Here is a 24,432-nt window from a genome sequence, read left to right as displayed (position 1 = left end):
CGCCGCTCGAGTACCCCGAAGGGCCTTTCCGCTCGACTTGCATGTGTTAAGCACGCCGCCAGCGTTCGTCCTGAGCCAGGATCAAACTCTCCAAACAATGTCTTCGAGTTTTTCCTGGCCAACATTCGACATGAATGTCAACCAAAGGAATCCATCCCCCGCATCCGAAGACACGGTAAGACGGGGTTGTGCATCATGCACTGGCTTTTAGCACACTGTTGAGTTCTCAAGAAACGGACGCAACCACCATCGTGACCAGCCATGACGGCCGACCCCTCAGGGACGTTGATCTCGTTTTGTTCTCATCCCGAGAGTCTCTGCCGATCGCCGGCTGAGACCCACCGTGGGACTCAATCCCTGTCTCCAGGGCAACCATTCCAGACTACCTCACCCCCCGCTCCCTGTCCAGTCAGCCTGGTGGGCTGGGATCTGGACACCTTGCGGACCGGCCGGACACGACACCAGGGCCGGATCCATGAGGCTTGTCAGAAGTGACTGGCCCCCAGGGGACCCGTCCGCCTCGCGGCGTCCCGGTCTCTCGGGGCGAAGAGAACATTAGGCAACACCCGGCCCATCGTCAAATCGGCGCCATACCTACAAAACCGCAGGTCACAGCACTGATCAGGAAATTTTCGGCCGCTTCGCCGCAAGACTGTTACCCCCGTCACAGGCAATTTTGACCGTCATCCGACCTTCGCGGCGACGCCCGGACACTCTCTTCCCCGTGGTCGGACCGGCCCCGCAACGCCGTACGGCACGGCCTCGGGTCGGGAACCACGAGGCCGTGCCGTACGAAGTGAGACGGAACCGAGATGAGGTCAGCCGACCTCGATACCGCCGACGGTGCGCTTGCCGCGACGGAGCACGAGGAAGCGGCCGTGCAGCAGGTCGTCCTGAGCCGGCACGTACTCCTCATCGGTGATCTTCACGTTGTTGAGGTAGGCCCCGCCCTCCTTGACCGCGCGGCGGGCGGCCGACTTGGAGTCGACGAGGCCGCTCTCGGCCAGCAGGTCGACATACGGCATCCCGAGCGCGGGAACGGTCGCCTTGGGCACCTCGGACAACGCCGACTCGAGTGTCCGGGCGTCGAGCTCCTCCAGGGATCCCTGCCCGAACAGGGCGCGCGACGCGGCGATCACCTTGGCGAGCTCGTCCGCTCCGTGGACCATGGTCGTCAGGTCCTCGGCGAGCGTCCGTTGCGCGGCACGCGCGGCCGGACGCTCCGCGACGTCCTTCTCCAGTTCGGCGATCTCCTCCTGGGTCCGGAACGTGAAGACCTTCAGGAAACGCACCACGTCCCGGTCGTCGGCGTTCAGCCAGTACTGGTAGAACGCGTACGGCGAGGTGAGCGCCGGATCGAGCCAGATGGCGCCTCCGGCGGTCTTGCCGAACTTCGTGCCGTCGGCCTTGGTGATCAGCTTGCCGGTGAGCCCGTGGACGTGGGCGCTCTCGACGCGGCGGATCAGATCCACGCCCGCCGTGATGTTGCCCCACTGGTCGCTGCCGCCGAGCTGCAGTGTGCATCCGTGCCGGCGGTACAGCTCCAGGTAGTCGTTGGCCTGGAGGATCTGGTAGCTGAACTCGGTGTAGCTCAGCCCCTCACCGCCGAGCCGCGCGGACACGGACTCACGGGCCAGCATGCGGTTCACCGGGAAGTGCTTTCCGACGTCGCGCAGGAAGTCGATCGCGGACAGCTTCGACGTCCAGTCGAGGTTGCTGACCATCGTCGCGGACGTCGGCCCGCTGTCGAACGAGAGGAACTTCTCCACCTGGCCACGGATCCGGCTCACCCAGTCGGCGACGACCTCCGAGGAGTTCAGCGAGCGCTCGGTGCTGCGGCCGCTGGGGTCGCCGATGAGGCCGGTGGCCCCGCCGACCAGCGCGATCGGCCGGTGCCCCGCCCGCTGGAACCGGGTGAGGAGCAGAAGGCTGGCGAGGTTTCCGACGTGGATGGACGGCGCGGTCGGGTCGAAGCCCTCATAGACCGTGATCGGACCCTCGGCCAGTGCCTTACGCAGCGCGTCGGCATCGGTGGTCTGCGCGATGACATCGCGCCATTCGAGCTCATCGAGGATGTCGGTCACGATCCTGGCTTTCGGTGTCGATGGATGTACGGCTTTCGCCCCCGTACAAGCCTGCCTGATCACAAAACCCTATCGCCACTCAATAGCTGACCGGTCCGGGCGGTCGTGACGCGAGCGACCCGACGTACCGCTTGGGCCTGCCGGAACAAGCGGGTCGCCGTCCGCTCTCCCTCGCCGTGTGATTCCGGACACCTCGGGGGCGACGACCACCGCCGCGGTTCCGCGACCTCGCCGGGGCGCCGGCGAAAGAATGGCGGCATGGAAATCTGGATCAACCCGGCCTGCTCCAAGTGCCGCTCCGCGCTGTCCCTGCTGGACGCGGAGGGCGCCCAGTACACGATCCGCCACTATCTGGACGAACCGCCGACCGTACCCGAACTCGAAGACGTGCTCCGGCGTCTCAACCTGGAGCCCTGGGACATCGCCCGTGTCGGAGAACCCGTGGCGGCGGAGCTCGGCATGGCGTCGTGGCCGTGCGACGAGGGGAACCGCGGCCGGTGGATCGAGGCCATGGCGGCCCATCCGGTTCTCATCCAGCGGCCGATCATCACCGCGGACGACGGCACGGCGGTCGTCGGCCGGTCTCCGGAAGCGGTCCGCTCGGTCCTGCCCACAGCGGAAGATCCGGCCTGAGACTCCCTCGCCGCGCGCCGGACAGCGCGGAACCCGGCAGCGCGGAACCCGGCAGCGCGGAACCCGGCAGCGCGAGGCGGCCGACGCGGCCGACGCGAGACGGTCAGCGCACGTCGGGCTGAGGTCCCTCGGTCCGGCCGCGCCGACGCGGTACGTGGGGGCGGTAGGGCGAGACCGTCGGATCGCCGTCGATCCAGAAGCGCCAGGGGGTCTCTGCCCCGGTGGAGACCCCCGTACGGGGCCCCGTGTGGATGCGCGCCGGATCGGCCGGCACGCCGGAGAACACCCGGACCGGTCCCGTGCCGCAGCAGTCGAGGCCGTTGTGCCGCCGCTCGAAGCCGAGGGCGACGGCCAGCCGCGCCGGTCCCCTGGCCAGGTCCCGGTCGGGGACGTTCCGGCGTCCGCCGGAAGGGGTACGGCTCCCGCCCGTCCCGGCACCACCGGGGCTCACAGCATCCGAGGCATCGGGACGGCCAGGCGTTCCGGAGCCGGCCGGAACGGAGCCGCCCGCGCCGGACGGGAAGCGGCGGCGACGGACGAGGTCGGCTCCCGCTATCACCTCGCCGGCCCGCAGGAGGACGGCGGAGGCGTGGCCCTCCGGCAGGCAGACGAGGTTGGCGCAGAAGTGCATGCCGTACGTGAAGTAGACGTACAGGTGGCCGGGATCTCCGAACATCACGGCGTTGCGGAGGGTCCGGCCGCGGTAGGTGTGCGAGGCCGGGTCCTGGCCAGGCCCGCCGTACGCCTCCACCTCGGTGAGCCGCACGGCCACGGCACCGTGCGTGATCACCCGCCCCAGAAGGTCGGGCGCGACCTCATCGGACGGGCGGTCGAAGAACCCCCTGTCCAGGGCCGTCCCCGCGGGCGTGACACCTCCGGGCGCCGCGCCACCGGACCCGCCGCTCCCGGGCGCGTCGAGCCCGGGAGCCGATGTGACGGGGTCGCACTTGCGCGGCGCCGGGCCGGAGGCCATGGTCAGTTTCCGCTCGCCCACGCCGCCTGGACGTCGACGGTCTCGCGCAGGGCGGCGAGCTGGTCCAGGACGCGGTCGGGGGCGGTGCCGCCGTGAGCCTTGCGGGCCGCGAGGGCGCCGGCCACGTTCAGCACGTCCCTGACGTCCGGGGTGAAGTGCGGCGAGACCTTGGCCAGCTCCTCGTCGGTGAGGTCGCCGAGGTCCTTGTCGTTGACCTGGCACCAGACGACCAGGTGGCCGACGGCCTCGTGCGCGTCACGGAAGGGCACGCCCTTGCGGACGAGCAGCTCCGCCAGGTCCGTCGCCAGGGCGAACCCGTCGGGGGCGCTCGATTCGAGCTTGGCCGTGTTGACCCGCATGGTGGACACCAGGCCGGACACGGCGGGCAGGACCAGCAGCAGCGTGTCGACCGCGTCGAACACCGGCTCCTTGTCCTCCTGCAGGTCGCGGTTGTAGGTGAGCGGCAGGCCCTTGAGCGTCGTCAACATGGTCATCAGTGCGCCGATCAGCCGGCCGCTCTTGCCCCTGGCCAGCTCGGCGACGTCGGGGTTCTTCTTCTGCGGCATGATCGACGAGCCGGTCGAGTAGGCGTCGTCCATCTCGATCCAGCGGAACTCCTGCGAGGCCCACAGGACGATCTCCTCGCCCAGGCGGGACAGGTGCACGCCGATCATCGCGGCGCAGAACAGGAACTCGGCGGCGAAGTCGCGGTCGGCGACCGCGTCCATCGAGTTGGGCGCGGCGGCGTCGAAGCCCAGCTCCGCCGCGACCGCGGCCGGGTCGAGCGGCAGGGAGGAGCCGGCGAGGGCACCGGACCCGAGCGGGGAGATCGCGGCGCGCCGGTCCCAGTCCCGCAGCCGGTCGATGTCCCGCGTCAGCGGGTGGACATGGGCGAGCAGCTGGTGGCCGAACGACACCGGCTGGGCGTGCTGCAGGTGGGTCATGCCGGGAGCGGCGGTCGAGGCGTGCTCCTCGGCCTGGCTCATCAGCGCCGTCTCCAGCTCGACCAGGCGCGACACGATCGTGCGGACGTGGTCGCGTAGATAGAGCCGCAGGTCGGTGGCCACCTGGTCGTTGCGGCTGCGGCCGGCCCGCAGCTTCCCGCCGAGCGTGCCGAGCCGCTCGAGCAGCCCGCGCTCAAGGGCGGTGTGCACGTCCTCGTCGGCGACCGTCGGCCGGAACTCGCCGGATTTGCAGGCCCGCTCCAGGTCGTCCAGCGCTCCGATCATGCGCCCGAGCTCGTCCTCCGTCAGCAAGCCGGCACGGTGCAGCACCCGGGCGTGCGCGCGCGAGGCCAGCAGGTCGTACGGCGCGAGCCGCCAGTCGAACTGCACGCTCACCGACAGGCGGGTGAGCGCGTCCGCCGGCCCTCCCTCGAACCTGCCGCCCCACAGCCGCATCGGCTTGTTGTCCGCCACCGTCGTTCTCCCTCCGAGTTCCATCCGCGACCTTAACCGACGTGCGCCCCGGCTCCGCACCAGAGCCGGGGCGCACGGTGAACACCTCAGCCCTGGCGGGCGTCCCGGGCGGCCGCGATCTTGCTGGGCAGCGACCAGAGCTGGACGAAGCCCTTGGCCAGCGACTGGTCGAAGGCGTCGCCGGTGTCGTAGGTGGCCAGCGAGAAGTCGTACAGCGAGGCGTCGGAGCGCCGGCCGGTCACGACCGCGCGGCCGCCGTGCAGAACGAGCCGGATGTCACCGGACACGTGCTGCTGGGCGTCGGCGATGAACGCGTCGAGGGACTTCTTGAGCGGCGAGAACCACAGGCCGTCGTAGACGAGCTCGCCCCACCGCTGGTCGACCGAGCGCTTGAACCGGGCGAGGTCGCGCTCGACGGTGACGTTCTCCAGCTCCATGTGGGCCGTGATCAGCGCGACCGCGCCGGGCGCCTCGTAGACCTCGCGGGACTTGATGCCGACGAGCCGGTCCTCCACCATGTCGAGCCGGCCGACGCCCTGCGCGCCCGCACGCCGGTTGAGCTCGGCGACGATCTCGAACGGCGACAGCGCCCGGCCGTCGATGGCCACGGGGACGCCCTTGGCGAAGGTGATGACGACCTCGTCGGCCTCGCGCGGCACGGTCGGGTCGGCGGTGTAGTCGTACACGTCCTCGATGGGCGCGTTCCAGATGTCCTCCAGGAAGCCGGTCTCGACGGCGCGACCCCACAGGTTCTGGTCGATGGAGTACGGCGACTTCTTGTTGACGTCGATCGGCAGGCCCTTCTCCTCGGCGAAGGCGATGGCCTTGTCCCGGGTCCAGGCGTAGTCACGCGCGGGGGCGATGACCTTCAGGTCGGGGTTCAGCGCGGCCAGGCCGGCCTCGAAACGCACCTGGTCGTTGCCCTTGCCGGTGCAGCCGTGCGAGACGTGGGTGCCGCCGAACTCCTCGGCCGCCGCGGCGAGGTGCTTGACGATCAGCGGCCGGGAGAGGGCGCTCACCAGCGGGTAGCGGTCCATGTAGAGCGCGTTCGCCTGGAGCGCGGGGACGCAGAAGTCCCGGGCGAACTCCTCGCGGGCGTCGACGACGACGGCCTCGACCGCGCCGCAGTCGAGGGCGCGCTTCCGGATGACCTCCATGTCCTCGCCGCCCTGGCCGACGTCCACCGCGACGGCGATGACCTCGGCGCCGGTCTTGTCGGCGAGGAACGGGATGGCCACCGAGGTGTCGAGGCCGCCCGAGTAGGCGAGTACGACCCTGTCACTCATGATCTTTCTCCAATTGCGTGGTCACGTTTCATGTTTTCACAGGTCACAGCGCCTGCCGGCGCTGGTCTGCATGATCACGGGCGGAGAGTCGCCGGGCCCGCGGCGCGGTGCGAGCCGCCCGTGTGATCGCCGCCGCGACGACGTCAGCTTCGGCGGTCCGCCAGTTTCAGCAGGGCCTCCGCCAGGGCCTCTCCGCCCAGAGGGTCGCGGCTGATCACCAGGATCGTGTCGTCGCCGGCGACCGTGCCGAGGATCGACTCCCAGTCGGCGTGGTCGATGGCCGAGGCTAAGAACTGCGCCGCCCCCGGCGGAGTGCGCAGGATGACCAGGTTGGCCGACGCCTCCGCCGACACCAGCAGCTCCTCGGCGATCCCGCGGAGCCTGGCGTAGGGGTTCTCCCCCGCGCCCGTCCGGTAGAGCGGGATCCGGCCGCCTCCCTCGCCGGGCACCGCGTATACCAGTGTCCCGTCATCGGCCCGCAGCTTCAGCGCGCCCAGCTCGTCCAGGTCGCGCGAGAGCGTGCCCTGGGTCACCTCGACGCCGCTCTCGGCCAGCAGCCGGGCCAGCTCGGGCTGGGAACGGATCTTGTTGCGGGTGAGCAGGTCGACGATCCTGCGGTGCCGCGCCGCCTTGGTGAGAGGGATGGTCACGACGCCCCCAGTTCCGGCGAGTCCGCTCCGGCGGCCTGCCCGCTGCGCGTCACCAGCCAGTGCAGGAGCGCCTTCTGGGCGTGCAGCCGGTTCTCGGCCTGGTCCCAGACGACACTCTGCGGGCCGTCGAGCACCTCGGCGGTGATCTCCAGCCCCCGGTACGCGGGCAGGCAGTGCAGCACGATCGCGTCCGGCGCCGCCCGCGCGAGCAGGTCGGCCCCGAGCTGGTAAGGAGTGAACGCCGCCACGCGCTCGTCCTTGCCGTCCTGCCCCATCGACACCCAGGTGTCCGTGGCGAGGACGTGCGCCCCCGCGACCGCCGCCACGGGGTCGCTGACCGCCGCGACGGATCCGCCCGTGGCGGCGGCGATCTCGGCCGCCCGGTCGAGGATCACCCCGTCCGGCATGTATCCGGCCGGCGACCCGCTCCGCACGTGCATCCCGGCGGTCGCGCCGCCCAGGAGGTACGAGTGGGCCATGTTGTTCGCACCGTCGCCCAGGTACGCCAGGGTGACGCCCTTGAGCATGCCCTTGTGCTCGCGGATCGTCTGCAGGTCCGCCAGGATCTGGCACGGGTGGAACGCGTCCGTCAGCGCGTTCACGACCGGCACGGACGACACCGACGCCATCGCCTCGACGCGCTCCTGCCCGGACGTCCGCCACACGATGGCCGCCACCTGCCGTTCCAGGACGCGGGCGGTGTCCTCGATCGGCTCGCCCCGCCCCATCTGGGACGAGCCGCCGTCGACCACCAGCGGCAGGCCGCCGAGCTCGCCCACACCGACCGCGAACGAGACCCGGGTACGCGTGGACGGCTTGTCGAACAGCACCGCCACCGTGCGCGGCCCCGCGAAGGGCCGGTAGCCGTAGCGGTCCTTCTTCATCGCGTCGGCCAGGTCGAGCACCTGCCCCTGCTCCTCGGGCGTCAGGTCGTCGTCCCGCAGGAAGTGCCTCACCCGCGCCGGGTCCGCGCCCTGCCCGATCTGCTCCGAAATCGGTCCGTGACTAGGCATTGGCGGCCTCCAGGATTCCGGGAAGCGCGTCCACGAAGGACCGCACCTCGGCCGATGTGACGACGAGCGGGGGCGCGAGCCGTACGGCGTCGGGCCGCACCGCGTTGACGAGGAACCCGGCCTCCTGCGCGGCCTCCTGGACCTGCGCCGACCGGTCCGCGGTGAGCACGGCGGCGAGCCACAGGCCGCGTCCGCGCACCCCCTTGAGCAGCGGATGCCTGATCGCGGCGATGCCGTCCCTGAGCTCCTGCCCGACGGCCCTGACGTGCGTCAGCAGGTCCTCGCGCTCGATCGTGTCGAGCACGGCGAGGGCGGCCGCGCAGGAGACCGGGTTGCCGCCGAACGTGGAGCCGTGGTCGCCCTTGTCGAAGATCGTGCCGGCCGCGCCGAGCCCCACGCACGCGCCGATCGGCATGCCGCCGCCGAGCCCCTTGGCCAGGGTCAGCAGGTCGGGGAGCACGCCGTCCGCCTGGTGCGCGAACCAGTGACCGGTGCGGCCGATCGCCGACTGGATCTCGTCGGCCACCAGGAGCGCGCCGGTCGCGGAGCAGATCTCCCTGACCGCCTTGAAGTATCCGTCGGGCGGCGGCACGACGCCGGCCTCGCCCTGCATGGGCTCCAGGAAGACCGCCGCGCACTCATCGGTCACCGCGTTCTTCAGCGCGTCGGCGTCGCCGTACGGGACGAACCGGACATCGATCGGGAACGGGCCGAAGGCGTCGCGGATCGCCGGCTTGCCGGTCAGCGACAGGGCTCCGAGCGTCCGGCCGTGGAAGCCCATCTCGGCCGCGACGAAGTAGCTCCTGCCGTTCGCCTTGCCGTACTTGATGGCCAGCTTGAGCGCCGCCTCGTTGGCCTCGGTGCCCGAGTTGGCCAGGAAGACCCGGGCGGGCGCCCCCAACAGACCGCCCAGCCGCTCGGCGAGCAGCACCTCGGGCTCGTGCAGGTACAGGTTCGAGGTGTGCGCCAGCGTCGCCACCTGCCGGGACACCGCCTCGACCAGCGCCGGGTGGGCGTGCCCGAGGGAGCTGACCGCGATGCCCCCGATGAAGTCGAGATAGCGCTTGCCGTCGACGTCCCACACGGCGCTGCCCTCGCCGCGCGCGAGCGCGACCGGAGGCACGCCGTAGTTCGGCATGAACGCCGCCTCGAAACGCTTCCTGAGCGCCTCTCCTGCCGGGCTCCGGTCCGGCCTCGTCGCCTCGCTCACGCGTCCCCCTTGATCGGAATGGTGACCTGCATGCGATGTCCCGCCGGTGCGGGCACGGCCTGGGCGGGGGTGGAGTCGGGCAGCACCATCGTGCCGATGCCCTCGTCCGTGAAGATCTCCAGCAGCAGGGAGTGCGGTACCCGGCCGTCGAGCACGTGCGCCCCCGGGACGCCACCGCGCACCGCCGTGAGGCACGCCTCCATCTTGGGGACCATGCCGCTCGACAGCGACGGCAGCAGCTCGGCCAGCTCCGTCGCGGTGATCCTGCTGACGACCTCGTCGCTGTTCGGCCAGTCGGCGTACAGGCCCTCGACGTCGGTGAGCACGACCAGCTTGGACGCGCCCAGCGCGACCGCCAGCGCGGCGGCGGCCGTGTCGGCGTTCACGTTGTAGATCGCGCCGTCCTCACCGCGCGCGATCGACGACACCACGGGGATCCGCCCGTCGTCCAGCAGGGCCCCTACGGCTCCCGCCTCGACGCCGACGATCTCGCCGACCTGACCGATGTCGACCGTGACGCCGTCGACGACGGCGTGCTTGCGCTCGGCGGTGAACAGGTGGGCGTCCTCGCCCGACATGCCGACCGCGAACGGCCCGTGCCGGTTGATCAGGCCGACCACGTCGCGGTTGACCTGACCGACCAGGACCATCCGGACCACCTGCATGGCCTCGGGCGTGGTCACCCGCAGGCCGCCGACGAAGTGGCTCTCGATGCCGAGCAGGTCGAGGTGCCGCTGGATCTGCGGGCCCCCGCCGTGCACGATCACCGGCCTGAGCCCGGCGTACCTGAGGAAGACCACGTCGTCGGCGAACTTCTCGCGCAGGTGCTCCTCGGTCATCGCGTTGCCGCCGTACTTGATGACGACGGTCGCGCCGTGGAAGCGCGCCATCCAGGGCAGCGCCTCGATCAGCGTGTGCGCCTTGTCGAGCGCGCCGTTCTGCCGGGCCGTCATGAGGAGTACGCCGAGTTCTCGTGGACGTACGCCGCGGTGAGATCCGTGGTGTGGATCGTCGCGGAGTGCGGGCCGGCGGACAGGTCGATGGTGATCGTCACGTCGCGGGGACGCAGGTCGACCTTGGACCGGTCGTCGCCCACGGCGCCGCCGCGGCAGATCCAGACGCCGTTGATGGCCACGTTGAGCCGGTCCGCCTCGAACACCGCGTCCGTCGTACCGACTGCGGCGAGCACGCGGCCCCAGTTGGGGTCCTCACCGTGGATCGCGCACTTGAGGAGGTTGTTCCTGGCCACCGTCCGGCCCACCGTCACGGCGTCCTCCACGCTGGCGGCGCCCACGACCTCGATCGCGATCGCCTTGGAGGCGCCCTCCGCGTCGACCAGGAGCTGCCGGGTGAGGTCGGCGCAGACCGTGGTGACGACCTTCTCGAACTCGGCGAGGTCGGGCCGCACCCCGGACGCGCCGCTGGCCAGCAGCAGCACGGTGTCGTTGGTGGACATGCAGCCGTCGGCGTCCAGCCGGTCGAAAGTGACGCCCGTCGCCTTGCGCAGCACCGCGTCCAGCTCCTCAGAGGTGAGCTCGGCGTCGGTGGTGATGACGCACAGCATGGTGGCCAGCGCCGGGGCGAGCATGCCCGCGCCCTTGGCCATGCCGCCCACCATGTAACCGCCCTCGCCCTTGCGGAAAGCGATCTTGCTGACCGTGTCGGTGGTCCTGATCGCGTCGGCGGCGGCCAGGCCGCCGTCCCGGGAGAGCTGGGACACGGCCGTTTCGACGCCGCCGAGCAGCGCGTCCATCGGCAGCCGCTCGCCGATCAGCCCGGTGGAGCAGACCGCGATCTCGCCCGCGGAGTCCTCCAGCGCCGCGGCGACCTTCTCGGCCGTGGCGTGCGTGTCCTGGAAGCCGAGCGGCCCCGTGCAGGCGTTGGCGCCGCCGGAGTTGAGGATCACCGCCTTGACCCGGCCTCCGCTGAGAACCTGCGCCGACCAGAGCACCGGCGCGGCCTTGACCCGGTTGGCGGTGAAGACGCCCGCGGCCGCGCGCGACGGCCCGTCGTTGACGACGAGCGCGAGGTCGCGCGCGCCGCTCGCCTTGATGCCCGCGACGACGCCCGCCGCCCGGAACCCGAGTGGAGCCGTGACGCTCATACAACCTCCTCGCCTCGCGGCCGGGGGCCGCATTCGCGTGTCGCGTGTCGTTCTGTTCGCTCGCCGCGCCGTGTCACGCGACGTCCTCGCCTCACCGGAGGCTCACCGGAACCGCACCGGATCTCCGGTGGATTCGCGGGTCACGGGCCGGTCTGTTCACGGGGCCAGCCCGTTCACGGGCAGGCCGAGTTCCTCGGGAAGGCCGAGGGCCAGGTTGACGCTCTGGACGGCGCCGCCGGCCGTGCCCTTGGTGAGGTTGTCGAGGGCGGCGACGGCGACGACCCGCCCCGAACGCTCGTCGAGGGTGACCTGCAGGACCGCGGTGTTGGCACCGGCCGTCATCGCGGTCGCCGGCCACGTCCCCTCCGGCAGCAGGTGGAGGAAGGGCTCGTCCTTCACCGCCGTCTCGTACGCCTCCCGGAGCGCCGCGGCGGTGAGGCCGGGCGCGGCCGGCGCCGTGCATGTGGCGAGGATGCCCCGGCTCATCGGCGCGAGAGTCGGGGTGAAGGAGACCCGGACCCGCCTTCGGGCGACCCGCGCCAGGTTCTGCTCCATCTCCGGGGTGTGCCGGTGGACGCCGCCCACGCCGTACGCGCTGACCGAGCCCATCACCTCACTGCCCAGGAGGTTCGGCTTTGGCGCCCGGCCCGCGCCGGAGGTGCCGCTGGCGGCGACCACGACCACGTCGGGCTCGACGAGCCCGGCGGCGAAGGCCGGGAACAGGGCCAGCGTCACCGACGTGGGGTAGCAGCCGGGGACCGCGATCCTGCGGGCCCCGCGCAGCACCTCGCGCTGCCCGGGCAGCTCGGGCAGGCCGTACGGCCAGGTGCCCGCGTGCGTGCCTCCGTAGAAGTGGGTCCAGTCCTCGGCGCGCTCCAGCCGGAAGTCGGCGCCGCAGTCCACCACGACCGTGCCCTCGCCGAGCTGGGCGGCGATGGCGGCCGACTGGCCGTGCGGCAGCGCGAGGAAGACGACGTCATGGCCGGCCAGCGTCTCGGCGGTGGTCTCCTGGATGACGCGGTCCGCCAGGGCGGGGAGGTGCGGCTGGTGCTGACCGAGCCGCGTTCCCGCGCTGGAACCGGCGGTCAGCGCGCCGATCTCGAAGGACGGGTGACCGAGCAGCAGCCGGAGCAGCTCGCCCCCCGCGTAACCGGTCGCCCCCGCGATCGCCGCCCTCATCGGTCCCCCTGCATGTTCATGCGAACGTACTCATCTTCTTACCGAGAAAGAGTATGCATCGCATAGCATGATCATGCAAGCCGAAACGCCCGAGGTCGGGACGCCGGATCTATGCGTTCACATCCCTGGCCTACGTACCTACCGGTCGGTATCGTGACATTTCCGGTTACCATCGCGGCTTGGAGCACACTCCATGGCTATCACTCATGCCCAGGTTCAGGCCCAGCTCACCGCGCCCGGCCAGCTCTTCGAGATGGAAGAGGTAGAGGTCGGCGGAACGACGATCCGCGCATGGAAGCACGCTCCCCGGACGTTCCGGGATCTACTGGAGATCAGCCGTTTCCACGGGGAGAACGTCTTCCTCATCTATGCGGACGAACGGATCACCTACGAGGAGCACTTCCGCCGCGCGGCCACCCTGGCCCGCCGCCTCGTCGAGGACTACGGCATCGCCAAGGGCGACCGGGTCGCGCTCGCGATGCGGAACTATCCGGAGTGGGTCGTCTCGTTCTCCGCCATCCTGGCCTCCGGTGCGGTGGCGGTGCCGCTGAACGCGTGGTGGACCGGCCAGGAGCTGGCGTACGGCCTGGCCGACTCGGGGGCGAAGCTGCTGATCGCCGACGCCGAGCGGGCCGAGCGGGTCAGGGGCGCCGAGCCGGTCGGGGACCCGGAGGAGACCCGCGTGCCCGTGATCGTCGCCCGGGGCCCCGGTGCGAACCTGGCCGAGGTCATGGGAGAGGTGCGGGCCGACGTGACCCTTCCCCCGGTCGAGCTGGGACCCGACGACCCCGCGACGATCTTCTATACCTCCGGCACCACTGGCCGCCCCAAGGGCGCGCTCGGCACCCACCGCAACCTGGGACAGGCCCCCATGACCGTGGCGTACGCGATGATGCGCGCCACGGCGCTGGCCGGGAAGGACCCGGCGGGAGCGGCGTCGGTCCGGCGCGTCACGCTGCTCGCGGTGCCGCTCTTCCACGTCACCGGCTGCTTCGCCGTGCTGATCACCACGATTTTCAGCGGCGGCGGGCTGGCCCTCATGTACAGATGGGATCCCGAGCGCGCGCTCCAGATGATCGAGCGCGAGAAGGTCACCGTCCTGACCGGCGTGCCGACCAACGCCTGGCAGCTGCTGTCCCATCCCGCGTTCGGGCGCTACGACATCTCCTCCCTGACCTCCATCTCGTACGGCGGCGCGCCGGCGCCGCCCAAGCTGCTGGAGCGGATCACCGAGCTGCTGCCCGACCGGACGCCGTCCAACGGGTACGGCATGACCGAGACGACGGCGCTGGCCATCTACAACGCCGGCAAGGACTACGCCGCCCGGCCGGACAGCATCGGGCTTCCGCTCGCCGTCACGGAAGTGAAGATCTGCGACCCCCACGGAACGGAGCTGCCTACCGGCGAGGTCGGCGAGCTGTGCATCCGCGGCCCCATCGTGATCAGCGGATATTGGAACCGGCCGGAGGCCACGGCGGAGACCTTCGTGGACGGCTGGCTGCACACCGGCGATCTCGCCCGCGTGGACGAGGACGGCTTCGTCTACATCGTCGACCGGGCCAAGGACATGGTGATCCGCGGCGGTGAGAACGTCTACTGCGCCGAGGTCGAGGCCGCGCTGTTCGAGCATCCGGGTGTCGACGACGCCGCCGTGATCGGCGTCCCGCACGACGAGCTGGGCGAGGAGGTGGGCGCCGTCGTGCGCCGCAGGTCCGGCTCGGCGGTCGCCGCGGCGGAGCTCCAGGACTTCCTGCGCGGCCGCGTCGCGGGGTTCAAGGTGCCGGCGACGATCTGGTTCCTGAAGGAGGAGCTGCCCCGCAACCCGGGCGGCAAGATCCTCAAGACCGTGCTGCGCCGCCGGGTCCTCGACGCGTGACGCGCGTCACGGACCGCATTTGCATCCGCGACGTGCCCGGATTCCTGGGCGGCGCCGCACGCCTCCGGCGGGCGGGAGGCGCCCCGCCCGCCGGAAGGTCCGGAACGGCCGCTCGCTACCGGCCGTAGACCTCGAACTCGTAGAGCGAGTACCCGTAGGACGTGGCGCGTGTGACGCCCTGCATGCGGACATAGCGCGCGTTCACCGGAGCGAACGTGACGTTGTCCACGCCGCCGTCGCCCGTCGTGGTGGAGTAGACCGTGGTCCAGTTGCTCCCGTCGGTCGACGTCTGGATCCGGTACGCCTTGCCGTACGCCGCCTCCCAGCGCATGATCACCCGGGCCACGCTCGTGACCGACCCGAGGTCCACCTGGAAGTACTGGTTGTCACTGGACGCGCTCGACCAGCGGCTCGACCGGTCACCGTCGTTCGCCTTGGCCGCCGGGTAGAGGAAGCTCTCCTTGCTGGACGCGCTCGCCGTGGCACCGAGCGCCGCGTTGGCGACCGAGTCCCCGCGCCGCGCCGGGAAGGAGACCACCTGCTGGTAGGTCGGCCGGTTCTGCCAGGAGATCAGGTCCTGCTTGATCCCGCCGAGCGGCGACTGCCGTATCGCGTCCGCGCACCACTGGTTCCCGGCGGAGCACACTCCGTCGGCCGGGTAGGTGACCGTCGCGGGCTCGGCCAGCGCCGCGGACAGGCTGTCCAGCAGGACCGTACGGCACGCGTCCACGGTGGCCCCGCAGTACTTGTCCGGGAACGCTCCCTGCACAGGGTCCCCCAGCACGTTCCTGACGTCCTTGTCGACATAACCCCACCAGCCGTACTGGAACGACGATCCCTTGTGCGTCTGGGCCTCGTTCGCCGAAGGGGCAATGGCCGAGACGTCGCCCTGCTGCTGCCCGGAGGGCGATTCGTTGATCTGCAGGGCGTTGACCAGTGACTGGTACAGTCCGTCGCCGAGGCCGGGCCTGAACTGCGCCCGCACCAGCTTGGGCCACCAGGCGTCGAAGACGCGGATCGCGTCCGCGTGCGCGTACGTCTTGCTACCCGCGCTGGTCTCGGCGCGCCGCGCTCCGGCGGACGCCCAGGCGGACAGCTTGGACACGGCCGAGGCGAGCGCGGGGTCGGTCACCGTGGCGCTGTCGATGACGCGGAGCAGGTTGGGCAGCACCTTCCAGCCGCGCAGGTCGGTCGTCGCCGCGCCTGCCATGATCTTCGCGGCGCCGGCCCGGTCGAGGGTGCCCGAGGCGAGCGCGGCCTTCACCGGCGCGTCCAGGAGATCGCCCCGGTGCACCGAGCCGAAGCTGAAGTTGCCGTCCGCCGCCCCGTAGTCCTTGGCCTGCTTGTTGTTCCAGCTGACGAAGTAGTCCTGGTTGACCGCCTGCGGGTGGGTGCTCGCGGCCTCGTACGTCGCGGTGTTGGCGGCCGGATCGTACCCCGCCCACTCGTGCGCGGCGTCGGCGGCCATCGGCAGGTTCGGGTCCGAGACGGCCGCCCGCACTGGGCTGTTGCCCGACATGAAGTACGCCGAGTCCTGCGAGTTCACGTAGAACCAGTTGAACGCGAAGCCGATGTTGGCGGCCGAGTTCTGGAACGCCGCGGCCGATCCCATCTCCGTCGGGTCGTTGAACATCTGGAAGCCGACCGCCGAGTCGGGCTCGTGCCGGTAGGTCGAGCGCAGCGTGGTGAAGGCGGTCGGGACCCCGCCGACGGTGCCGCGCCACGTCACCAGCCCGTAATTCGTGCGCTTGATCACCAGGTCGTACGTTCCGGCGCCCGTCGAGTCGGCCGTGTTCGGCTTCCAGGAGTTCTTCTTGCGCAGCGTCTCCATGGCGGTGCAGGTGCCGTGGTACAGGTAGTGGTCCGAGCCCGTGGTCACCGTCCCGCCCTTCGGGTCGCACAGCGTGATCGCGTACGTGTCGGTGATGTCCTGGCCGGCGGATGTGGCGCTCCAGGCGTAGTCGGCGCCCCGGCCGAGCAGGACGTACAGGCTGAGCCCGGCGAAGGCGGCGCCGCGCGCCCGGATGCCGGGTCCGTTCAGTTCCTCCAGCATGAGCAGTTGCGGCGCGAAGTAGCCGGTCTGTGGGCCGAAGACCGCGACGGGGTGGCCGGTGCTCGACTTGGCCGCGGAGATCACGATCGCGTTCGACATGCCGGGCTTGGCGTTGTCGACGGTGAGACCGTCGAGCGGGCTCTTCGCGGCCGTCGTCGCGGAGGTCGCCGTTCCCGTCTTGTTCTCGACGATGTCGACGGGCGCGGCGGAGGCGTCCGGCAGGACGACTCCGGTCGCGCCCGCGGGCGCCGCTCCGGAGGGGAAGCTCTGCCCGTCGTGCAGGGTGAGCACGGTCTCCGGGTCGTTCTGGCTGCCGAACGCCGCCCAGATCTGGTCGCCCACCTCGGCGCCGTACTTGGCCCGCGCGGCGACCCTGACGAGGGCCGACTGCATCTCGCTGCCGCCGCCGCCCCCGAAGAGACCGCCGATCACCCCGGAGATCGCGACCAGGTCGGTCATGGCGAAGGCGACCGGTCCGCCCGCGTTGGTGATCGCGTCCATGTGCCCGGTCAGCACGTACTCGCCCGGGCAGTTGCGCTTGGACATGCAGGTGCGGATGTACGCGTTGATCCCGTCGATGTAGTTCCGGACGTCGGCGTACAGCTGAGCGCCCCTGGGGCCGGAGTCACGCAGCCGGTCGATCTGGGCCTGGAGGTCGGCCTCCGTGTAGGGGGAGTTACGCCAGACGCTCTGCTCCAACTCCCTGTTGCCCTGGGCGCCCCCGGCGAACGGGGTCAGCTCGCCCCGGCCGACGTGCCGCATCAGGTCCATGACCCACAGGCGATCCTGCGCGCCCGCGTAGCCGGCGCCGAACATGGTGCCCTCACGGGTGGTGCCGGTGATGTGCGGCACGCCGGTGGCCTTGTCCCGGACGATCGTGACGTCCGACCGGGGGCTGATCGTGCTCTCGACCTCGCCGGCGGGCACGCCGAAGGAGGCGTCGTTGAAGAACGAGGCGATCTGGTCCTCCGTCAGCCCGGTGTAACTCGAGATGAGCCCGGCGTACTTGCCCATCTGGTCGGCGCTGTGCGCGGGCCGGGTGCCGACGGACTGGTTGCCGAGGATGTCGGCCAGCGTGGCGTTGCCGTTCTCTCCTGGAGGGAGGACGTCGGCGCACTGCCCGAGGCAGTAGTCGCCGGAGACCTCGGCGGCCGCCGCCGGGGAGGAGGAGGCTGAGGCGGCGGGGGACGCCGGTAAGCCGGTGATCACGAGGGCGCACACGGCAGCGGCCGTGAACGCCCCTCGAAGGCGCGCGTGCATGGGGGAACTTCCCTTCGCGAGAAGCCGGGGTGGGGGTGATGTCATTCGCGCGCACGAATATGAGGGCTGCTCAGCTTGGGACGATACTCGTTGGTAACCCGGGGATCAATGGGCCATTTCGGCTCCGGACACGGCGATGCCCGCCCGGCACGGAGCCGGGCGGGCATCGACGGACCTCGTTCAGGCGGGTCCGGGCAGGTCCAGGCGGGGTCAGACGCCGCGGAGCTGGGCCCCGGTGCGCTCGTGGGCGAGCGCCACGGCGGCGTCGCGGGCCGCGGTGGTCTCCTCCACCGTGAGCGTCCGGTCCGGAGCGCGGAAGCGCAGCGAGTACGCCAGGGACTTGCGGCCCTCGCCCACCTGCTCGCCCGTGTACACGTCGAACAGCCGGACGGACTCCAGCAGCTCGCCGGCCCCCTCGCGCAGCGCGGCCTCGACCTCGGCCACGGTGACTCCGGCCTGGACGATCAGCGCGACGTCCTGGGTGGCCACCGGGTACGCGGACACGGCGGGGGCCTCCACCGGCCCCTGGGGAGTCAGGAGCGACAGCTCCAGCTCCATCGCGGCAGTGCGCTGCGGCAGGCCGTACGCCTCGACGACACGCGGGTGCAGCTCACCGGCGTGCCCGACGAGGACGTCACCCGCGTACAGGGCGGCGCAGCGGCCAGGATGCCAGGGCTCGTGCTGGTCGGCGCGGACCTCCAGCTCGATCCCGGCCTCGCGCGCGACGACCCGGGCCGCCTCCACGGCGTCGGCCCAGGACGCCTGACGGCCCTCACCCCACCAGCCGGACCGCTCGAACTCACCGGCCAGCACCGTGGCGACCCGGAACGGCTGCCGCGGCAGCGCGGTCTGGATCTCCGCGAACTCCTCGGGGGTCGGCCTGCGGTCGACCGCGAGCACCGGCGCCGCGGCCGGGGCGTCCGGCTCGGGCCGGTAGACCAGGCCGGTCTCGAACAGCGCCACGTCGCCGGCGCCGCGGCCCACGTTGCGGACCAGCGTCTTCAGCAGGCCGGGCAGGAGGGTGGTCCGCATGAGCGGCTCGTCCTCGCTGAGCGGGTTGACCAGCCGGGTCGCCCGCCGGCGCGCGTCCTCCGCGGGAAGCTGCAGGTTGTCCAGGTCGCGCACGCCGATGAACGGGTAGCAGAGCACCTCGACATAGCCGGAGTAGGCCAGCGCCCGGCCGACCCTGCGGCGCAGCCGCTGCCCCTCGGTCAGCCCGGCCCCGGCGGGGGCGGCGGGCAGCACCGATGGCAGATGCTCGTAGCCCTCCAGGCGGATGACCTCCTCCGCCAGGTCGTTCGGGTCGGTCAGGTCCGGCCGCCAGGACGGCGGGGTGACCGTGAGCGGGTCGTCGCCGCGCACGGCCAGCTTCTCGTGCAGGTCGCCGGTGGACACCATGCCGGTCGCGGCCACGCCGTGGCCGCCGGACTCGGCGATCTCACCCTCGGCGGCAGCGCCTTCGACCACCGTGCAGCCCACCTGCTCCAGTCGGCGGATCACCGTCTCCCGCTCGTACGGCAGGCCCGCGACGCGCCCGGGGTGCCCGGAGGGGATGACGATCCGGACCGGGGCGACGTCCACCTCGGCGTGCGTGACGCCCGGGTGGGCGGTGCCGGAGCCCAGCTCGACCAGGAGCCGGACGGCACGCCAGGACGCGGCGAGCGGCAGCTCGCGGTCCACGCCCCGCTCGAACCGCTTGGACGCCTCGCTGACCAGGCCGTGCCGACGCGACTCCCTGGCGATGCCCGTGGCGGAGAAGTGCGCCGCCTCGATCACGATGTCGGTCGAGGAGTCGGAGATCTCGGTGTGCAGTCCGCCCATCGTGCCGGCCATCGAGATCGGTCCCGAGTCGTCGGTGATGAGGATGTCCTCCTCGTGGAGCTTCCTCGTCACGTGGTCGAGCGTCTCCAGGGTCTCCCCCGGCCTGGCCCGCCGTACGACGATCTCGCCGGACAGGCGGGACCGGTCGAACGCGTGCAGCGGCTGGCCCAGCTCGAGCATGACGTAGTTCGTGACGTCGACGGCGAGCGAGACCGGCCGCATGCCGGCGCGGATGAGCCGCACCCGCATCCAGAGCGGGCTCTCGGCGGCGGGGTCGAAGCCGGACACCGAGCGCAGCACGAACCGGTCACAGGCCGTCGGGTCGGCGATCGACGCGGGATAGGACGGCTCCGCCGCGGCCGGGAGCTCGATCACGGCCGGGTCGCGGAACGGCACGCCGAACGCGGTGGCCGCCTCGCGGGCGACGCCCCGGATCGACAGCGCGTACCCGCGGTCCGGCGTGATCTCCAGCTCCAGCACGTCGTCACGGAGGCCGAGGAGCTCGACGACGTCCGTCCCGAGAGGCGTGTCCGGCGGGAGCAGCAGGATGCCCGGCGAGGACTCGGCGATGCCGAGCTCGGCCTCGGAGCAGATCATGCCGTCGGACTGCCGCCCGTAGGTCTTGCGCGAGCCGATCTCGAAGCCGCCGGGCAGGACCGCGCCGGGCAGCGCGACCGGCACGACGTCGCCCTCGGTGAAGTTGGTCGCGCCGCACACGATCTCGCGCGGCGCTGCCTCCCCCACCTCGACGAGGCAGTGCCTGATCGGCTTCTTGAAGCCGGTGAGCTCCTCGATGGCGACGACCTGGCCGACGACCACGTTCTTGATCTCGTGACCGTGGGACGCGATCGACTCGAGCTTGAGGCCCGCCGAGGTGAGCTTGTCGGCCACCTCCTGGGCCGTGACGGCGGGGAGATCGACGTACTCCCGCAGCCATGAAAGCGGGACCTTCATCAGACCTCCATTCCGAACGGCAGGGTGAAGCGGATGTCGCCCTCGACCATGTCGCGCATGTCCTCGGCGTTGTGGCGGAACATCAGGGTGCGCTCGATGCCCATCCCGAACGCGAAGCCCGAGTAGACGGACGGGTCGACGCCGCAGGCGATCAGCACGCGGGGGTTGACCATGCCGCAGCCGCCCCACTCGATCCAGCCCTCCGACTTGCACGTACGGCACGGCGGGTTGCCCGGGGAGGCCGACGCGCCGCGGCAGACGAAGCAGCGCAGGTCCATCTCGGCGGACGGCTCGGTGAACGGGAAGTAGTTGGGCCGGAACCGGGTGGTGATGCCCTCGCCGAACATCACCTCGGCGAACCGGTCCAGCGTGCCCTTCAGGTGGGCCATCGTGAGCCCCTTGTCGACCGCGAGCCCCTCGACCTGGTGGAAGACCGGGGTGTGGGTGGCGTCCAGCTCGTCGGTGCGGAAGACCTTGCCCGGGGAGATGACGTAGACCGGCAGATCACGCGAGAGCAGCGCGCGGATCTGCACCGGCGACGTCTGGGTGCGCAGCACCTTGCCGGAGTCGGGGCTCTCGACGAAGAACGTGTCATGCTCGGAGCGGGCGGGGTGGTCCGGCGCGATGTTCAGCGCGTCGAAGTTGAACCACTCGCCTTCGAGCTCGGGCCCCTCGGTCACCTCGTAGCCCATCGCGACGAACGCGTCGGCGACGCGCTCCTGCAGCGTGGTGAGCGGGTGCCGGGCGCCGCGCGTCCGGCGGTCCCACGGCAGCGTGACGTCGACGGTCTCCTCCACGAGGACACGCGCGTCACGCTCGGCCTCCAGCTCGGCCTGGCGGGCGGAGAGCGCCTCGCCGATGGCCTTGCGTGCGCCGCCGATGCGCTTGCCCGCCTCGCTCCGCGCCTGCGGCGGCAGCGCGCCGATCTCGCGGTTGGCCAGCGCGATCGGCGAGCGGTCGCCTGCGTGCGCGAGCCGTACCTGCTTCAGTTCGTCGAGGTCGCCCGCCGCGGCGATCGCGGCGAGGGCGTCGGCCTGTGCCCGCACGACCTCGTCGGCGTGCAGTGGCGTCACCTCGACCGGGTCATAGGTGTTCGACAAGAGAGAGCTCCGTATCCAGGGCTTAAGCGTGCACGAGTCTAGTGCCGGATGCGTCAAGATTCGCCCCCGCGAAGATCGACGGCGGGGTCCGGCGCGGTCGGCCCACCGGGTCTGAGGGTCAGGCGAAGTCAGGGGTCCCGGTGGGCACGGTAAATCGGAACTCGGCGCCGCCGCCGGGCGCGCGCTGCACGGTGATGGTGCCGCCGTGGGCCTCGACCAGGCCCTTGACGATGAAGAGACCGAGGCCGGTGCCGCCCCGCCTGCGGCCGTTGCCGCGCCAGAACTGGCGGAAGACGCGCGTGACCAGCTCGGGTGCGACACCCTCGCCCTGGTCGCGCACGGACACGGCCACTCCCCATTCGACGGCTTCGACCACTACCGTGACAGTACCGCGCCCGTGGCGCACTCCGTTTTCCAGCAGGTTGCCGAGGATCTGGTCGATCTTGTCCTGGTCGAGCCAGGTCTCCGGCAGCTCGCCGCGCACGTCGAGCCGGAACCGGTCGGCGGACTCACCCGCCGCGACCCGGCCCGCGATGAGCCTGCGGGCCCGGGCCGGAACGTCCACGACCTGGCGGTGGACCTCCAGCCGGCCGGACTCGATCCTGGACACGTCGAGCAGGTCGGTGATCAGGCGGGTGACGCGGTCGGCGTCGGCGTTGACCGTCTGGAGCATGACGAGCTTCTGCGCGTCGGTGAAGCGTTCCCACTTGGCCAGCAGCGTGGCGGTGAAGCCCTTGACGCTGGTCAGCGGCGATCTGAGCTCGTGCGCGACGGTGGAGACGAGGTCGGCCCTGCTGCGCTCCAGCCGGGCCCGGGCCGAGGCGTCGCGCAGCGTGATGACGACGCGGATCACCGGACCGGCGCGCTCCGGGCGGCGGACCAGGCGGGCGGCGAGGAGCACCTCCTGACGGCCGGGCAGGTGCACCGTGCGCTCGGGCTGCCGGGTCCGGGTGGGCAGGCCGCCGTGCGGGTCGAGGCACTTCCACCAGTCGCGGCCCTCGGGGTCGCGGAACGGCAGCGCGTCCGTGATGTGCCGGCCGACCGCCGTCCGGCGGGCCACTCCGGTCAGCCGCTCCGCGGCCCGGTTGACGAGCAGGACGACGCCTTCGGAGTCCGCCACGACGAGCCCGTCGGGGAGATCGTCGGAACAGACGTCCACACTCCCACCGGCGGCCGGTTCTCCGGCGCCCCGGGGAGTGCCCTCACCACGCACGAGACCGCCTCCCTCGATCCTGTGAAAGCCCGCCCGATGGGGAACCGAGCGCGCTCCAAGGCCGACAATAGCGGGTTTCCCGCTCTAGTCGGCCTTGTCAGACCGCGGGAGTAGATGGCTCTTCCCCATGATGTAAGGTCTGCCGCTGCGCCCGGGCCGAGGCGTACAGGCAGACCGCGGCCGCGGTGGCGAGGTTGAGGCTCTCCGCCCGGCCGTAGATCGGCACCCGCACCACCTCGTCGGCGAGTTCGAGCAGCTCCGGGGGCAGCCCCCACGCCTCGTTGCCGAACAGCCAGGCCGTGGGCGCGCCGAGATCGACGTCGTCGAGGGTCGCCTTGCCCGTGCCGTCCGCCGCGAGGACGCGCAGCCCGGCGTCCCGTACGTGCCGCACGGCCTCGGCCACCGGAGCCCCGGTCGCGACCGGAAGGTGGAACAGGCTGCCCGCGCTGGCCCGGACGCACTTGCCGTTGTACGGATCGACCGAGGCGTCGGTGAAGACGACGGCGTCGGCTCCGGCGGCGTCCGCCGTGCGGAGGACGGTGCCGGCGTTGCCGGGGTCGCGGACGTGGGCGAGCAGGGCGACCAGCCGAGCGCCGGACGGCACCGCCTCGGAGAGCGGGACGTGGACGAACCGGCAGACACCCATCAGCCCCTGTGGGGTGACGGTCTGGGCCAGCTCGGCCATGACCTCGCCGCTGACCCGGAAGACGGGGACGCCCGCGGCGGCCGCCGCTCCGACGATGTCGGCGTGCCTGGTCTCGGCCTCCGCCGTGGCGAACAGCTCCACCGTCACGCCGTCGAGCGTGAGGGCTTCACGGACGGCCTGCGGCCCCTCGGCCAGGAAGGCCCGGTCGCGGTCCCTGAAAGCGCGCTTGGCGAGCCGCCGCGCGGCCTTGACCCGCGGGGACCTGATGTTCGTGAGCTCGGATCCGGCCATGCCTTCCCTCGTCGAAAAAAGGGGCCCACCGGATGCCGGTGAGCCCCTTGAGTTCTGATTCGCCCGGCTCAGGCGACCGGCGCGTTCACGTCGGCCGGCAGGGCCTTCTTCGCCGCCTCGGCCAGGGTGGCGAAGGTCTGGCCGTCGTTCACCGCGAGATCGGCGAGGATCTTACGGTCCACCTCGATGCCGGCGAGACGCAGGCCCTGGATGAACCGGTTGTAGGTGATGCCGTTCGCGCGGGCCGCGGCGTTGATCCGCTGGATCCACAGGCGCCGGAAGGTGCCCTTCTTGTCCTTGCGGTCCCGGTACGCGTAGGTCATCGAGTGGAGCATCTGCTCCTTGGCCTTGCGGTACAGCCTGGACCGCTGACCCCGATAGCCACTCGCCCGCTCGAGGACGACCCTGCGCTTCTTCTTGGCGTTGAGCGCCCGCTTCACGCGTGCCATGTTGTTCAGTCTCCCCGGGGTCGGTTACTTCGCGAGCAGCTTCTTGATCTTCTTGGCGTCGGCGTCGGAAACGATGACGTCGCCCTCGAGCCGGCGCGTACGGGTGGACGGCTTGTGCTCGAAAAGGTGCTTCCGGTTGGCCCGCCGGCGAACGATCTTGCCGGAGCCGGTCACCCGGAACCGCTTCTTCGCACCGCTGTGCGTCTTCATCTTCGGCAT

The 24,432-nt window shown here is 71.2% G+C and carries 19 protein-coding genes and 1 rRNA gene; 2 read left to right on the top strand and 18 right to left on the bottom strand.

What is annotated here, in order from left to right; genetic code table 11:
- Both QSK17_RS30170 and tyrS read right to left on the bottom strand, forming a co-directional pair.
- A 16S ribosomal RNA gene (locus QSK17_RS30170) occupies positions 1-97 on the bottom strand; the annotation flags it as partial.
- Between the two features lie 721 nt (positions 98-818).
- On the bottom strand, positions 819-2,084 hold the full coding sequence (tyrS, locus tag QSK17_RS30165) for a tyrosine--tRNA ligase (RefSeq protein WP_285708894.1): 1,266 nt from the start codon (positions 2,082-2,084) through the stop codon (positions 819-821).
- A gap of 258 nt (positions 2,085-2,342) precedes the next feature.
- Between tyrS and QSK17_RS30160 the strand changes: the two genes are divergently transcribed.
- Positions 2,343-2,717, top strand: coding sequence for an arsenate reductase family protein (locus QSK17_RS30160; RefSeq protein ID WP_285708893.1), 375 nt, complete (start codon positions 2,343-2,345; stop codon positions 2,715-2,717).
- Between the two features lie 103 nt (positions 2,718-2,820).
- On the opposite strand, the gene QSK17_RS30155 is transcribed toward QSK17_RS30160, so the two are convergent.
- From QSK17_RS30155 to argC, 9 genes are all read right to left on the bottom strand, one after another.
- Positions 2,821-3,711, bottom strand: coding sequence for a DNA-3-methyladenine glycosylase (locus QSK17_RS30155; RefSeq protein WP_502889324.1), 891 nt, complete (start codon positions 3,709-3,711; stop codon positions 2,821-2,823).
- Positions 3,693-5,132 carry an argininosuccinate lyase gene (gene argH, locus QSK17_RS30150; RefSeq protein WP_285708891.1) on the bottom strand — a complete coding sequence of 480 codons (1,440 nt, stop codon included), beginning with the start codon at positions 5,130-5,132 and terminating at the stop codon, positions 3,693-3,695. Before argH ends, QSK17_RS30155 begins: the two co-directional genes overlap by 19 nt.
- 62 nt (positions 5,133-5,194) lie before the next feature.
- Positions 5,195-6,394, bottom strand: a complete 1,200-nt coding sequence (locus QSK17_RS30145) for an argininosuccinate synthase (RefSeq protein ID WP_285708890.1) — start codon at positions 6,392-6,394, stop codon at positions 5,195-5,197.
- Between the two features lie 143 nt (positions 6,395-6,537).
- Positions 6,538-7,044, bottom strand: coding sequence for an arginine repressor (locus QSK17_RS30140; protein ID WP_285708889.1), 507 nt, complete (start codon positions 7,042-7,044; stop codon positions 6,538-6,540).
- Positions 7,041-8,057, bottom strand: a complete 1,017-nt coding sequence (gene argF / locus QSK17_RS30135) for an ornithine carbamoyltransferase (protein ID WP_285708887.1) — start codon at positions 8,055-8,057, stop codon at positions 7,041-7,043. The genes QSK17_RS30140 and argF overlap by 4 nt, the downstream gene beginning before the upstream one ends.
- Positions 8,050-9,195 carry an acetylornithine transaminase gene (locus tag QSK17_RS30130; RefSeq protein WP_285708901.1) on the bottom strand — a complete coding sequence of 382 codons (1,146 nt, stop codon included), beginning with the start codon at positions 9,193-9,195 and terminating at the stop codon, positions 8,050-8,052. The genes argF and QSK17_RS30130 overlap by 8 nt, the downstream gene beginning before the upstream one ends.
- Positions 9,196-9,263: 68 nt before the next feature.
- Positions 9,264-10,220: an acetylglutamate kinase gene (gene argB, locus QSK17_RS30125; protein ID WP_285708885.1), complete on the bottom strand. Its 957-nt coding sequence runs from the start codon at positions 10,218-10,220 to the stop codon at positions 9,264-9,266.
- Entirely contained in the window at positions 10,217-11,371 is a 1,155-nt protein-coding gene (gene argJ, locus QSK17_RS30120; RefSeq protein ID WP_285708884.1) for a bifunctional glutamate N-acetyltransferase/amino-acid acetyltransferase ArgJ, read from the bottom strand. Before argJ ends, argB begins: the two co-directional genes overlap by 4 nt.
- A 156-nt stretch (positions 11,372-11,527) precedes the next feature.
- Positions 11,528-12,550, bottom strand: a complete 1,023-nt coding sequence (argC, locus tag QSK17_RS30115; protein WP_285708883.1) for an N-acetyl-gamma-glutamyl-phosphate reductase — start codon at positions 12,548-12,550, stop codon at positions 11,528-11,530.
- Between the two features lie 193 nt (positions 12,551-12,743).
- Between argC and QSK17_RS30110 the strand changes: the two genes are divergently transcribed.
- On the top strand, positions 12,744-14,426 hold the full coding sequence (locus QSK17_RS30110) for a class I adenylate-forming enzyme family protein (protein ID WP_285708882.1): 1,683 nt from the start codon (positions 12,744-12,746) through the stop codon (positions 14,424-14,426).
- A gap of 115 nt (positions 14,427-14,541) precedes the next feature.
- Here QSK17_RS30110 and QSK17_RS30105 read toward each other — a convergent pair whose 3' ends face one another.
- From QSK17_RS30105 to rpmI, 7 genes are all read right to left on the bottom strand, one after another.
- Positions 14,542-17,739, bottom strand: a complete 3,198-nt coding sequence (locus tag QSK17_RS30105; protein ID WP_285708881.1) for a penicillin acylase family protein — start codon at positions 17,737-17,739, stop codon at positions 14,542-14,544.
- 210 nt (positions 17,740-17,949) lie between these two features.
- On the bottom strand, positions 17,950-20,514 hold the full coding sequence (locus tag QSK17_RS30100) for a phenylalanine--tRNA ligase subunit beta (protein ID WP_285708880.1): 2,565 nt from the start codon (positions 20,512-20,514) through the stop codon (positions 17,950-17,952).
- Positions 20,514-21,614 carry a phenylalanine--tRNA ligase subunit alpha gene (gene pheS, locus QSK17_RS30095; RefSeq protein WP_285708879.1) on the bottom strand — a complete coding sequence of 367 codons (1,101 nt, stop codon included), beginning with the start codon at positions 21,612-21,614 and terminating at the stop codon, positions 20,514-20,516. The genes QSK17_RS30100 and pheS overlap by 1 nt, the downstream gene beginning before the upstream one ends.
- Before the next feature lie 118 nt (positions 21,615-21,732).
- Positions 21,733-22,827: a sensor histidine kinase gene (locus QSK17_RS30090; protein ID WP_285708878.1), complete on the bottom strand. Its 1,095-nt coding sequence runs from the start codon at positions 22,825-22,827 to the stop codon at positions 21,733-21,735.
- Between the two features lie 97 nt (positions 22,828-22,924).
- Positions 22,925-23,764 (bottom strand): TrmH family RNA methyltransferase, encoded by an 840-nt coding sequence (locus tag QSK17_RS30085; protein ID WP_285708877.1) that lies wholly within the window; start codon positions 23,762-23,764, stop codon positions 22,925-22,927.
- Between the two features lie 68 nt (positions 23,765-23,832).
- A complete protein-coding gene (gene rplT, locus QSK17_RS30080) occupies positions 23,833-24,213 on the bottom strand; it encodes a 50S ribosomal protein L20 (protein ID WP_066943892.1) in 381 nt (126 codons plus the stop codon).
- A 24-nt stretch (positions 24,214-24,237) separates the two neighbouring features.
- Positions 24,238-24,432, bottom strand: coding sequence for a 50S ribosomal protein L35 (rpmI, locus tag QSK17_RS30075; protein WP_285708876.1), 195 nt, complete (start codon positions 24,430-24,432; stop codon positions 24,238-24,240).

The sequence above is a fragment of the Microtetraspora sp. NBRC 16547 genome (assembly GCF_030268965.1).
Taxonomy (GTDB): Bacteria; Actinomycetota; Actinomycetes; order Streptosporangiales; family Streptosporangiaceae; genus Microtetraspora.
This window is presented reverse-complemented; position numbering and strand designations above follow the sequence as displayed.